Raw genomic sequence first — 12,122 nt, 5'->3', positions numbered from 1 at the left:
GCAGGAACGCATGGCTGACGACGTACGTCCCGACCCGGCCGAAGACGCCCTCCGCCAGGACGCCGAGGCGTGCCTGCGCTCGCTCGCCGGTGACCACGCCCGGCTGCGCGAGGACCAGTGGGCCGCGATCCGCGCCCTCATCGTGGAGCGGCGGCGGGCGCTGGTCGTGCAGCGCACCGGGTGGGGCAAGTCCGCGGTCTACTTCGTGGCGACCGCCCTGCTGCGGCGGCGCGGCGCCGGCCCGACCGTGATCGTCAGTCCGCTGCTCGCCCTGATGCGCAACCAGATCGCCGCCGCCGAGCGCGCCGGCATCCACGCCGCGACGATCAACTCGGCCAACCTGGAGGACTGGGAGCGGGTCTACGCCGACGTCCGCGCCGGCGCCGTCGACGTGCTCCTGGTCAGCCCGGAGCGGCTCAACAACCCCGACTTCCGCGACCAGGTCCTGCCCGACCTTGCGGCCGGGGCCGGCCTGGTCGTCGTCGACGAGGCGCACTGCATCTCCGACTGGGGGCACGACTTCCGGCCCGACTACCGGCGGCTGCGCACGCTGCTGACCGAGCTGCCGCCCGGCGTGCCGGTCCTGGCCACCACCGCGACCGCGAACGCCCGGGTCACGCGGGACGTCGCCGACCAGCTCACCGGGGGTTCGGACGCGGCGGCCCTCGTCCTGCGGGGCCCGCTGGAGCGCGAGAGCCTGAGCCTGTCGGTGGTCGGCCTGCGGGGAGCCGAGCAGCGGCTGGCCTGGCTCGCCGGACGCCTCGACGCGCTGCCCGGCTCCGGGATCATCTACACCCTCACCGTCGCGGCGGCGCACGAGGTCGCCGGGTTCCTGCGCGACCGGGGCTACGCCGTCGCCGCCTACACCGGGCAGACGGAGCAGGCCGAGCGCCTGCAGGCCGAGCAGGACCTGCTCGACAACAAGGTCAAGGCCCTGGTCGCGACCAGCGCCCTCGGCATGGGCTTCGACAAGCCCGACCTCGGGTTCATCGTGCACCTGGGCGCCCCGCAGTCACCGGTCGCGTACTACCAGCAGATCGGCCGCGCCGGGCGCGGCGTCGAGCGGGCCGAGGTGATCCTGCTGCCGGGCCGGGAGGACCGCGACATCTGGGCGTACTTCGCCGGCCTGGCCTTCCCTCCCGAGCCCGTCGTACGCCAGGCGCTGCGCGCGCTGGAGGAGGCGGGCGGCACACTGTCCACCGCCGCCCTCGAGACCCGTGTCGACCTGGGGCGCAGCCGCCTGGAGATGATGCTGAAGGTGCTCGACGTCGACGGCGCCGTCCGCCGGGTCAAGGGCGGCTGGACCGCGACCGGCGTCCCCTGGGCGTACGACCGGGAGCGCTACGAGCGGGTCGCGGCCGAGCGTTCCCGCGAACAGCAGGCCATGCTGGACTACCTGACCACGGAGTCCTGCCGCATGGAGTTCCTCCGGCGGCAGCTCGACGACCCGCAGGCCGCGCCGTGCGGGCGCTGCGACAACTGCACCGGGCGGCACCTGCCCGCCGAGGTTCCCGAGGATGAGACCGTACGCGCTCGGGAGCGGCTGAGCCGCCCCGGTGCCGAGCTGACGCCGCGCCGGATGTGGCCCACGGGCATGAAGGCCGAGGGGATCTCCGGGCGCATCCCCGCCGGGTCGCAGGCCGAGCCCGGCCGGGCACTCGGGCGGCTGACCGACATCGGCTGGGGCAACCGCCTGCGGGATCTGCTGGCCGAGGGCGCCCCCGACGCGCCGGTGCCCGAGGAGGTCTTCGGCGCCGTCGTGCAGGTCCTGTCGGCCTGGGACTGGGCGGACCGGCCCGCGGGCGTGCTGGCCATGGCCTCGGCCACCCGGCCGCGGATGATCGACGACCTGGCCCGGCGCGTCGCCGCGATCGGCCGGTTGCCCTACCTCGGCCAGGTCGCGTACGTCGACGGCGGACCCGGCCCGCGCCGCCACAACAGCGCCCAGCGGGTCCGCGCGCTGTGGAACGCCTTCGCCGTCCCCGACGCGGTCCGCTCCCTGACCGGCCCCGTGCTGCTGGTCGACGATCAGGTCGACACGGGCTGGACCATGACGGTCGTGGCCCGGCTCCTGCGCGAGAACGGCGTCCCCGCCGTCCTTCCGCTGGCCCTCGCAACGGTCGCCTAACCCGGCCCGGTCGCCGGTGGGGAGTCGGTACGGCCGGTGGCCTCTCGTCAGTGCCGAGACTCTTGGTCGTGAGTACGACCGGAGGTCTCGGCGCCGAACGATCGGCGCGCGTGCGGTGCCCCGGCCAGGGCGTGCGCCGGGTCGCTTCTCGCGGGTTTCAGAGAATGGGGCGGGCGCCGAGGTGGCTGATCGCTCGGGCGGCCAGACGGCAGCCGTTGGCCAGGGACTCGGCGGGCGGCTTGCCGTCCAGCCAGCCCGGGAGGAACCCGGCGATGAAGGCGTCACCGGCACCGGTGCCGTCGGCGATCTCCTCGACCGGCTCGGCGGGCACCCGGACCGGCTCGGAGCCACGATTGTCGAGCCAGAGCGCGCCCTCGGCCTCCATCTTGACGACGACCTGGGAGTACCAGGCGGCCAGGACCTTGGCCGCCTGCTCCGGGTTGTCGCGGCCGGTGAGCACCTCGGCCTGGGAGGAGTTCACGAACAACAGCCCGGCGCCCTGCGTCCACTCCAGGAACGGCTCGGCACCGGCCCGCTTGAGATGGGAGTTCGCGCCGCCGTCCACGGTGATGGACATCTGCGCCTTCTGCGCCAGCTGCATCGCGTGCAGGGCGGCCTTCCGGGAACCCTCGTTGAGCAGCGAGTAGCCGGACAGGTGCAGGTGCGCGCCGGGACCGAACAGGTCCTGCGGGATGTCCTCGGGCAGCAGCGCGGCGTTGGCCCCCGGGTCGGACAGCATGGTCCGGTCGCCCTTGTGGGTGACCATCACCACACACGTGCCGGTGGGGCGCTCCGGGTCCATGACGAGCCGGGCGTCGACGCCGTAGCCCATCAGCTCCATGTCGCGGTTGCGTCCCGCGATGTCCGCCCCCCGCCGTCCGATGAACGCCGACTCGATGCCCTCGACGGCCAGCCAGGCCGCGATGTTGGCTCCCGAACCGCCGCCGTGCATCGTCACGTTGGCCGGCGTGTCTCCGCCTTTCGCCAGCGGGAACGCGGCTCGCGCGACGGCATCGGTCATCAGATCGCCGACCACGACCACGCGCGTCATGACGTCCACCACCCTGTTCCCTGCGGCTGCCACCCCCCGAACGGCGGCCTGCCTGCGTGACCCGGAGAAAAACCTAACAGCTCCCACCACCCGGGTGGGTCCCGAACCGGCGCGAAATCGGGATCTCCCCTACTCTCGACATGTGCCGTACCCCGATCACTGGGAGGCCGACGTCGTCCTCGCCGACGGAGGAACGGCGCACCTGCGCCCGATCAGGGCGGGTGACGCCGAGTTGCTGCGCGAGTTCTACGCCCGGCTGTCGCCCGAATCGATCTACTACCGCTTCTTCTCGCCGCGGCCGCGGCTCAGCGACCGTGAGATCGAGCACTTCACGACCGTCGACTACGTCGACCGGGTCGCCCTGATCGCCACCATCGGGGACGCGATGGTCGCGGTGGTGCGCTACGACCGTCTCGGCCGCCGCCCGGACGCGCCCGGCGGCGCGGGCGGTGACGCGACCTCGACCGGCGCGGCCGGCGGTGCGCCTGGGGGCTCGGGCGGCGATCCGGCGGCCGGCGATTCGGCCGGGTCGACAGGATCGGGCGGTTCCGCCGGGTCTGCCGGTCCCGCCGGGTCCGGTGGGACCGGCGGCTCCGGCGGGGACATCTGGCGCGCGGCCGTCACGGGATACACGGCCGCCACGGCCGAATCCGCGGACACCGCCGAGGTCGCCTTCCTCGTCGAGGACGCCCAGCAGGGCCGTGGCCTGGGCACCGTGCTGCTGGAGCACATCGCGGCGGCGGCCCGCGAACGCGGCATCCGGAGGTTCATCGCCGACGTCCTGCCGGAGAACCGCCGGATGACCACCGTCTTCCGGGCGGCCGGCTACGAGGCCCAGCAGCGTTTCGAGGACGGCGTGATCCGGCTGACCCTCGACCTCGAGCCGACCGAGACGTCGCGCGAGGTCATGGCGGCCCGCGAGCACCGCGCGGAGTCCCGCTCGATCGGACGGCTGCTGTTCCCCGGCTCGGTGGCGGTGATCGGCGCGAGCCGCGAGGCGCACAGCGTCGGCCAGACCGTGCTGCGCAACCTGCTCGGCGGCGACTTCGCCGGGCCGGTGTTCCCGGTGAACCCGACGGCGCCCGCCGTGGCGGGCGTCCGCGCCTATCCGACCGTGGCCGCGATCCCCGATCCGGTCGACCTGGCCGTCGTCGCGGTGCCCGGCGAGCACGTCAACGAGGTCGTGGCGCAGTGCGCGGCCAAGGGCGTCCACGGGCTGGTCGTCGTCTCGTCCGGGTTCGGCGAGGCCGGGCCCGAGGGCCGTGCCCGCCAAGACGATCTCGTGCGCCTCGCACGGGCGAACGGCATGCGCGTCGTCGGTCCCAACTGCCTGGGCATCGCCAACAGCGACCCGGGCGTACGGCTCAACGCCACGCTCGCCCCGACTCTGCCGGGGCGCGGGCCGGTCGGATTCTTCTCCCAGTCGGGCGCGCTGGGCATCACGATCCTGCGCTGGGCCGCCGAGCGCGGACTGGGCCTGTCGACGTTCGTCTCGGCGGGCAACCGCGCCGACGTGTCCGGCAACGACCTGATGCAGTACTGGGAGGAGGACCCCGCCACCGAGGTGATCCTCCTCTATCTGGAGTCGATCGGGAACCCGCGCAAGTTCACCCGCCTGGCGCGCCGCATCAGCCGGGCGAAGCCGATCGTCGCGGTCAAGAGCGGGCGTACGACCCAGGGTGTGCCGCTCGGCCACGCCGCGCGGGCGCTGAGCCTGCCCGACCACGCCGTCAGCGCGCTGTTCGCCCAGGCCGGCGTCGTACGGGTCGACACCCTCGGGGACCTGTTCGACGTCGCGCAGATCCTGGCCTACCAGCCCCTGCCGACCGGCCGCCGCGTCGCGATCGTCGGCAACTCCAACTCCATCGCGCTGCTCGCCCAGGACGCCGCGACCGCCGCCGATCTCGACCCGCTGCCCCCGGTGGACCTCGGTCCCGCCGCGGGCCCGGCGGAGTTCGAGGCGGCGCTGGCCGAGATTCTCGCCGACGAGACGGCCGACGCGGTGGTCACGGTGTTCGCCCCGCCCGTGCGGGGCGGCCTGGATCCGGAGGTGGCCGCCGCGATCGTCCGGCAGGCGAAAGGCGCCGCGAAACCGGTCATCGCGACCTACCTCGGCGAGCGGGGGCTGCTGCACGGCAGTGTGCCGTCCTATCCCGCCCCCGAGAACGCCGTCCGCGCCCTGGCGTACGCCGTCCGGTACGCCGAGCGGCGTCGCCGGCCGCCGGGCCGGATTCCCGAGCTGCCCGGCGTCGACCGGGACCGCGCCCGTACGCTGATCGAGGGGTTTCTCGCCGCGCCGGCGGGCCCGCCCGGCCCTGCCGCGAACCCCGCGACGGGCTCCTCCGGCCCCGCGGCGGTGGACCGCCGGGAGATCGACCCACAGCGGACCGCCGAACTGCTCGCCTGCTACGGCATCGAGCCCGCGCACGGCGCGGAGCGGGCGGACGGCACGGGGGTCGTCACGCAGATCCGGACGGCGGAGGACCCGTCGTTCGGCGCGATCGTGTCATTCGGGCTGGCGGATCCCACCGCCGAGCTGCTCGAGGACCGCGCGTACCGCCTCGCGCCGCTCACGGACGTCGAGGCCGCGGGACTGGTCCGCGCGATCCGGGCCGCGCCGCTGCTCCTGGGACATCGGGGCGCCGAACCCGTCGACGTGACCGCCCTGGAGCACCTGCTGCTCCGGGCCTCCCGGCTGTCCGACGACCTGCCGGAGGTCGCGCGGCTGGAGCTCGAGGTGGTCGCCCGGACCTCCGGCGCCGCCGTACGGTCCGCGCGCCTGTGGCTCGCCAGAGCGCCGGGTCCGCGCATCGACAACGTGCGCCGGCTCAGGCCGTCCTGACCCGGCACCGTCCACGGCCCGCGCTCACGCGGTCGCGGCCGGGCGGGTGGACGGCCCCGCAGTCAGGGAAGGTCGGCCGGGGGCGGAGGCGGGGCCGGGTCCGGCATGGGCGGGATCGGGCTGGGGTCGGGTTCGGGAATCGGCCGGGGAGTGGGCCGTCCCGGCAGTGGCTCCGGCGGCGGCACCGGCGGCTCGGGAGCGGGTATGGGCGGCTGCGGTGTGGGCGGTTCCGGCTGCGGTGGGGGGACGGGTGGTCGAGTCATGCGCCCTCCTTCGGCGGGGAGTGACCGGAGCCACGGTGCTCACGGTTCACTCGGTGCGCTCATGGCTCCTCGCGCGGGGGAACGACCCGAGCGCTGTCCTTCACGCTTCCCTCGATTCGCTCGGTCATCCACATCTCCACCCGTGGGTGTGCGTGGGACGCCGGAGCAGTGCAGGATGGGAGCCATGAGGGAAACCCGAGCGATGGCACAGGGGCTGCGCACCGCGATCGAGCGGAGCGGCTACTATCCGGCGCTCGTCGCGGACGCGGTCGAGTCGCTCCTGGGCAATGAGACCGTCATCTCCTACGTCGTCCATCACGAGGCGACGTTCGACCCGGCGATGGAGGTCCGGCGGCACGTCACCGTCCTGGTGCTGTCGCCGACACGCCTGCTGGTGTGCCACACCGACGAGCATCCACCGACCGAGTCGGTGCCACATCCGCACGCCTCCACGACGACGGAGGCGGTGCGCCTGGGCCGGGTCCAGTCGGTGGCGGTGACGCGCGTCGTTCCCGAGCCCGCCTCGTACGTCCCCGGTGTTCCGCCGACCGAGGTGATGCTCACCATCGGCTGGGGCGTCATCGCCCACATCGATCTGGAGCCGGCCTCCTGCGGTGACGAGTCCTGCGAGGCCGACCACGGCTACACCGGCACGCTCACGGCCGACGACCTGTCACTGCGGGTGAGCGAGGCGGCCGACGGCGCCGACGCCGTCGAGCAGGTCCTCGCGTTCGCGCAGGCGCTGTCGGAGGTCACGTCCGCGCAGGGCCGATGACCACCCTGCCCGTTCCGGCGTACGGCCGGGAGTCGCTGGCCGACCTGGGGCCGTCGGTGCTCGCCGCGCTGGGCGTGCCGGGTGAGGCGAACGTCCTGGGCCTGCCCGCCCTGCCGCGTGCCTGCGTGCTCCTGGTCGACGGCCTCGGCTGGGAGCTGCTGCGGGCGCACCCGGACGCCGCGCCCTATCTCTCCTCGCTGGCGGGCCGGCCGCTGACGGCCGGTTTCCCGTCGACGACCGCGACCAGCGTCGCCTCCCTCGGCACCGGCCGGCCGCCGGGCGGACACGGCATGTTCGGCTACCAGGTCGCCGTGCCGGGGGAGCGGCGGCTGCACAACTGCCTCCGCTGGAGCGACGGGATCGATCCGCTGACCTGGCAGGCCGCGCCCACGATCTACGACCGGGCCGTCGCGGCGGGCGTGTCGGCGGCGCACGTCTCGGCCCGGGCGTTCGCGGACAGCGGCCTGACCCGCGCGGTCTACCGGGGCGCCCGATACCTCCCCGCGGACGCGCTCGGGCAGCTCGTCGCCCGTGCCGAGCAGGCGATCCGGGAGGGCGACCGCGCCTTCGTCACCGTGTACCACGGTGACCTCGACGCCACCGGGCACGTCCACGGCTCCCGGTCGGCGGCCTGGCGCCACCAGCTGGGGTTCGTGGACCTGCTCGCCCGGCGGCTGGCCGAGGTGATGCCGCCGGACGCCGCCTTCCACGTCACCGCGGACCATGGCATGACCGACCCTGCCGACCGGATCGACATCGACGCCGAGGCCGGGGTGCTGAGGAAGGGCGTGGCCCTGCTCGGCGGAGAGGCGCGGGCCCGGCACGTGTACGCCGAGCCCGGGGCCGCCGCCGACGTGCTCGCCGCCTGGCGCGAGCGCCTCGCGGGCCGGGCATGGGTGCTGTCGCGGGAGGAGGCGATCGCCGAGGGCCTGTTCGGGCCCGTCGAGGCGTCTCTGGCCGCCCGGATCGGTGACGTCCTCGCCATCCCGTACGCCGACGTCGCCCTGGTAGCGACCGAGGCGGAGCCGATCGAGTCCACCCTCGTCGGCATGCACGGGTCGCTGGTCGCCGCCGAGCAACTGGTCCCGCTCCTGTCCCGGGAGGATCGAGGATGAACCCCGAGAGGCCTCTCGCCGAGGGCGGGATTAACGGTCAGACTGGCGGCGTGCGATCTCTCATCGACGTCCAGTCACTCGCCCGGGAACTCCGCGGTGACGTCGTCCTGCTCGACGTCCGCTGGCGACTCGGCGGTCCACCCGGCATCGAGGCGTACCGGCGGGGCCACCTGCCAGGTGCGGTCTTCGTCGATCTCGATCGCGACCTCGCGGCGCCGCCCGGCCCGGCCGGCCGGCACCCGCTTCCGGAGCGGCAGGCGTTCCAGGACGCGATGCGGCGGGCGGGGGTTCGTGACGACGCCCTCGTGGTGATCTACGACGAGGCGGACTCCACCTCCGCGGCGCGCGCCTGGTGGACCCTCCGATACTTCGGGCATCAGCGGGTCCGTGTCCTCGACGGCGGCTACCACGCCTGGGTCGAGGCCGGCCGGCCCGTCACCACCGAGACGCCGAAGGTCGAGCCGGGGAACTTCACGGCCCGTCCGGGCGGCCTGCCGGTGCTCGACGCGGAGGGTGCCGCCGCCCTGGCCAAGAGCGGTGTCCTGCTCGACGCCCGGGCGCTGGAGCGCTACCGCGGCGAGGTGGAGCCCATCGACCCGGTCGCCGGGCACATCCCGGGCGCCGTCAGCGCCCCGACCACGGGGAACGTCGGGATCGACGGCCGGTTCCTGCCCGCCGACCTGCTCCGCGAGCGGTTCGCCGAGCTGGGTGCCACGGACGCCGCCGAGGTCGGCGCGTACTGCGGCTCCGGGGTGACGGCCGCCCACGAGGTCCTCGCTCTGACGGTCGCCGGCGTGCCCGCCGCCCTGTACGCCGGGTCCTGGTCGAACTGGATCGCCGACGGCACCCGTCCCATCGAGACCGGCGACCAGACCGGGGCGTAGCCGTCCCGGCCGGGCTCCGCCGCCGGACCCCGGCCCACCGCCGGCCCCGAAGGGGTTGTTTGGTACCCCGGCACCCGTTCGTTGCGCATGCGATGGACCGCCGGTGAGAGGAGCACGTAACACACGGAGGTCCGCGAGGGTGCCCCTGTTCGGGGCAGGCGGAAGCCGGTGATCGGCGGGACGATGGGGTTGTGATCAACAAAGGAGCGAACGATCTCGGCGGATTCCTGCGCAGCCGGCGCGAACGCCTGACGCCGGATGCGGCGGGTATCGAGCCCGGCGTCACTCGCCGGCGGGTCCCGGGGCTGCGCAGGGAGGAGCTGGCCGAGCTCGCCGGGGTCAGCGTCGGCTACTACACGCGACTGGAGCAGGGGGTCAGCACCAGTGCCTCCGACGCTGTCATCGACGCGCTGGCCGCAGCGCTGCGACTCGATCCGGCCGAGCATGAACACCTGCGGATCCTCGCCACTCCGCGAAGACCGACTCGCCCTCGTGCCCGCAGGAGCAAGCTGCGGCCCTCAGTACGTGACCTGCTCGCCGCCATCCCTGGATCACCGGCGATCGTGATCGATCACCGCGCCGACGTCCTCGCGTGGAACCGTCTCGGCCATGCGCTGCTCGCCGGCCATGTCGACTTCGACGCCCCGGACTCGCGCGTTCGGCCGAACATCGCCCGGATGCTGTTCCTCGACCCGCACCACCGTGCGTTGTACCGCGACTGGCATGCCAAGGCGCAGGTCACCGTCGCGGCCCTGCATCAGGCGGTGGCGCGGCACCCGGCCGACCCGGGACTCGAACACCTCGTCGGCCGGCTCGCCGTCGACAGTCCGGAGTTCGCGCGAATGTGGGCGCGGCGCCCCGTCCGCACCTGCTCGTCCTACCTACGGGAACTCGCCCATCCTGTCGTCGGGCGGGTGACTCTGGTGAACGAGACGGTCACCCTGCCTGACGATGACCAGCAGATCGGCCTGTTCTACGCGCGTCCTGGCACGACCGACGCCGACGCGCTCATTCTGCTGGCACAGAGTTTCGAACGACGCCTCGCGCCAGGAACCCCGTCCCGGAAGGAGGAGGCACGATGAGGATCGTCGTCGTCGGCGGTGCCGGAACGATCGGACGACGTCTGGTGCCCGCCCTGCGATCACGCGGCCATGACGTCGTCGTGGCTGGGCGAACCTCGGGCGACGTCCACGTCGACCTGACCTCCCACCCGGCCATCGAGGCCATGTACCGCGAGGTCGGGGCGGTCGACGGCGTCGTGAGCATCGCGGCGCACGGCGCGCTCGACGACTTCACGACGCTGACCCCAGAGGCGCTGCAAGAGAACATGCGGGCCAAGTTCTTCGGGCAGGCCGATCTGGTCCTCACCGGCCAGCACCACTGCGCCGACGGCGCCTCCTTCACCCTGACGTCCGGTATCTTCGCCGACCGGGCATGGCCGCACGTCACCGGCGGCGGCGTCATCAGCGGCGCTCTGCACAGCTTCGGTCTGTCGGCCGCGATCGAGCTACCGCGGAGGATGCGGATCAACGTGGTCAGCCCCACGTTGGTCGGCGACTCCGTCGATGCCTTCGCCGAACACTTCCCCGGTATGCGCCCGGTGCCGATGGACGAACTCGTCGGCCACTACCTGCACTGCGTCGAAGGTGACGACACCGGCCGCATCATCCGCGCCTATGGATGACCGCGCGCGGACTCCTAGGGCAGGCGACGCCGCCCGGCGAAGCCGAGGTCGGCGCGGTGGTACCAGGTGAGCGCCGTCTCGGTCTCCAGCAGGCACAGGCGGATGGACTCCCCGCGCAGGTAGGCGGGGAAGTCCACGAGGACGGGGGTGACGCCCTTCACCTCGATGCCCTGGATGGTGAACCACCCGACCGCCTCGTCGATGCGCGCCTCGTACGCCTTCAGCTCAGGGGTGCCGCCCAGCGGCGACGGCCGGCCCGAGCGCAGGTCGAAGGCCAGCTCGGCGAGGTCGGCGCGGGCGGCGACGATCGCATCGATGTGCAGGCGCACCTCGGGAAGCAGCGCTCGAGCCTCCCCGAGCGTGAAGACACGGTCGGTCACGGACCGTACGCTACCGGCGCGAAGCGCCGACCGTACGGATCCGCTCCGCGGAACGCCTGGAACCGGCCACTGAACCCGGAGCTGACCGGTGGCGGCCGCCGCCGCGCCGACAGGTCGGGACAGGCCCTAACGTCCTGTCATGCGCACCGTGACGTCAGTGGCAGTAGGAGACGGCTTCGCCCTGGAGCGCCTGAGGATCCGGGCCGAGAGCCCGGACTGGTCGGATCCGGAGGTGCCCGCTCGGCACCGGCTGGTGCTCGTCCGCCGCGGCGCGTTCCGTGCCCGGGTCGGCGGGCGGGTGATGTTCGCGGATCCCGCGCTCGCCTACCTGGGGGCTCCTGGGGAGGAGCAGAGCATCGCCCACCGGCCGGGCAGGGAGGACGTCTGCACGGTCGTCCTGGTCTCCGCCTCGCTGATGGCGGAGATCACGGAGGAGCGGCCGGCGCGGCCGTCGGTCTTCGTCTCCGGTGCTCTCGCCGTCGCCCACCGGCTGCTGGCGGCCAGGGCCGCCGGGTGCGCCGACCCCTTTGAGGTGACCGAGATGACGATCCGCGTGGTGGGCGAACTGTGCCGACTCGCGGCGGAGACCGGGGACCGAACGGTCACCGGGGCCCGTCCGGGGACCGCGATCGCCCGGCGGGAGCTGGTCGAGTCCGCGCGGGAGCTCCTGGCCCAGGATCCGTGCGCCGTGGGGCTGCGCCGGATCGCCCGGCACGCCGGTTGCTCTCCGTACCATCTGAGCCGTGTGTTCCACCGGGAGACGGGGATGACCCTGACCCGCTATCGCAACCGGGTCCGTGCCCTGTCCGCCCTGGACGCGATCGAGGCGGGCGAGCGGGATCTGGCCGGCCTGGCGGCCCGGCTCGGCTTCGCCGACCACGCTCATCTGACCAGGACGGTCCGGGAAGAGTGCGGTCACTCGCCGCGAGAGCTGCGGGCGTTGTTCGCGGCGGCGAAATGAGCAATGACGTTCAAGCACCGCCGGCCGCGCCGGTCCGAG

At 73.7% G+C, this 12,122-nt stretch carries 10 protein-coding genes; 8 read left to right on the top strand and 2 right to left on the bottom strand.

Annotation, left to right across the window (positions count from 1 at the left end; translation table 11 throughout):
• Positions 1-10 precede the first annotated feature (10 nt).
• Positions 11-2,128 (top strand): RecQ family ATP-dependent DNA helicase, encoded by a 2,118-nt coding sequence (locus NE235_RS09325; RefSeq protein WP_252800744.1) that lies wholly within the window; start codon positions 11-13, stop codon positions 2,126-2,128.
• A 157-nt stretch (positions 2,129-2,285) separates the two neighbouring features.
• Here the strand turns inward: NE235_RS09325 and NE235_RS09320 are convergent, their stop codons facing one another.
• Entirely contained in the window at positions 2,286-3,179 is an 894-nt protein-coding gene (locus tag NE235_RS09320) for a carbohydrate kinase family protein (protein ID WP_252800742.1), read from the bottom strand.
• 142 nt (positions 3,180-3,321) lie between these two features.
• Here NE235_RS09320 and NE235_RS09315 point away from each other — a divergent pair, with 142 nt between their 5' ends.
• From NE235_RS09315 to NE235_RS09290, 6 genes are all read left to right on the top strand, one after another.
• On the top strand, positions 3,322-6,021 hold the full coding sequence (locus NE235_RS09315; RefSeq protein ID WP_252800740.1) for a bifunctional acetate--CoA ligase family protein/GNAT family N-acetyltransferase: 2,700 nt from the start codon (positions 3,322-3,324) through the stop codon (positions 6,019-6,021).
• 447 nt (positions 6,022-6,468) lie between these two features.
• Complete coding sequence (locus NE235_RS09310) at positions 6,469-7,059, top strand: DUF5998 family protein (protein ID WP_252800738.1); 591 nt, start codon at positions 6,469-6,471, stop codon at positions 7,057-7,059.
• Positions 7,056-8,174: an alkaline phosphatase family protein gene (locus tag NE235_RS09305; RefSeq protein ID WP_252800730.1), complete on the top strand. Its 1,119-nt coding sequence runs from the start codon at positions 7,056-7,058 to the stop codon at positions 8,172-8,174. The genes NE235_RS09310 and NE235_RS09305 overlap by 4 nt, the downstream gene beginning before the upstream one ends.
• Positions 8,175-8,224: 50 nt before the next feature.
• On the top strand, positions 8,225-9,058 hold the full coding sequence (locus tag NE235_RS09300) for a sulfurtransferase (protein ID WP_252800728.1): 834 nt from the start codon (positions 8,225-8,227) through the stop codon (positions 9,056-9,058).
• Positions 9,059-9,249: 191 nt separating this feature from the next.
• Positions 9,250-10,140 carry a helix-turn-helix transcriptional regulator gene (locus tag NE235_RS38110; RefSeq protein ID WP_252800725.1) on the top strand — a complete coding sequence of 297 codons (891 nt, stop codon included), beginning with the start codon at positions 9,250-9,252 and terminating at the stop codon, positions 10,138-10,140.
• Entirely contained in the window at positions 10,137-10,742 is a 606-nt protein-coding gene (locus tag NE235_RS09290; RefSeq protein WP_252800723.1) for a short chain dehydrogenase, read from the top strand. The genes NE235_RS38110 and NE235_RS09290 overlap by 4 nt, the downstream gene beginning before the upstream one ends.
• Positions 10,743-10,756: 14 nt before the next feature.
• Here the strand turns inward: NE235_RS09290 and NE235_RS09285 are convergent, their stop codons facing one another.
• Entirely contained in the window at positions 10,757-11,122 is a 366-nt protein-coding gene (locus NE235_RS09285; RefSeq protein ID WP_252800721.1) for a DUF2203 domain-containing protein, read from the bottom strand.
• A gap of 139 nt (positions 11,123-11,261) precedes the next feature.
• Between NE235_RS09285 and NE235_RS09280 the strand changes: the two genes are divergently transcribed.
• Positions 11,262-12,083 (top strand): helix-turn-helix transcriptional regulator, encoded by an 822-nt coding sequence (locus NE235_RS09280; RefSeq protein WP_252800719.1) that lies wholly within the window; start codon positions 11,262-11,264, stop codon positions 12,081-12,083.
• The last annotated feature ends 39 nt before the right edge of the window (positions 12,084-12,122 follow it).

Source organism: Actinoallomurus spadix (assembly GCF_024055725.1).
GTDB lineage: Bacteria > Actinomycetota > Actinomycetes > Streptosporangiales > Streptosporangiaceae > Actinoallomurus > Actinoallomurus spadix.
This window is presented reverse-complemented; position numbering and strand designations above follow the sequence as displayed.

Bases quoted from the DNA above. Each gene is read 5' to 3' on its own strand.
- NE235_RS09325 (WP_252800744.1), top strand. From the start codon at position 11: ATGGCTGACGACGTACGTCCCGACCCGGCCGAAGACGCCCTCCGCCAG.
- NE235_RS09320 (WP_252800742.1), bottom strand. From the start codon at position 3,179: ATGACGCGCGTGGTCGTGGTCGGCGATCTGATGACCGATGCCGTCGCG.
- NE235_RS09310 (WP_252800738.1), top strand. From the start codon at position 6,469: ATGAGGGAAACCCGAGCGATGGCACAGGGGCTGCGCACCGCGATCGAG.
- NE235_RS09305 (WP_252800730.1), top strand. From the start codon at position 7,056: ATGACCACCCTGCCCGTTCCGGCGTACGGCCGGGAGTCGCTGGCCGAC.
- NE235_RS09290 (WP_252800723.1), top strand. From the start codon at position 10,137: ATGAGGATCGTCGTCGTCGGCGGTGCCGGAACGATCGGACGACGTCTG.
- NE235_RS09280 (WP_252800719.1), top strand. From the start codon at position 11,262: ATGCGCACCGTGACGTCAGTGGCAGTAGGAGACGGCTTCGCCCTGGAG.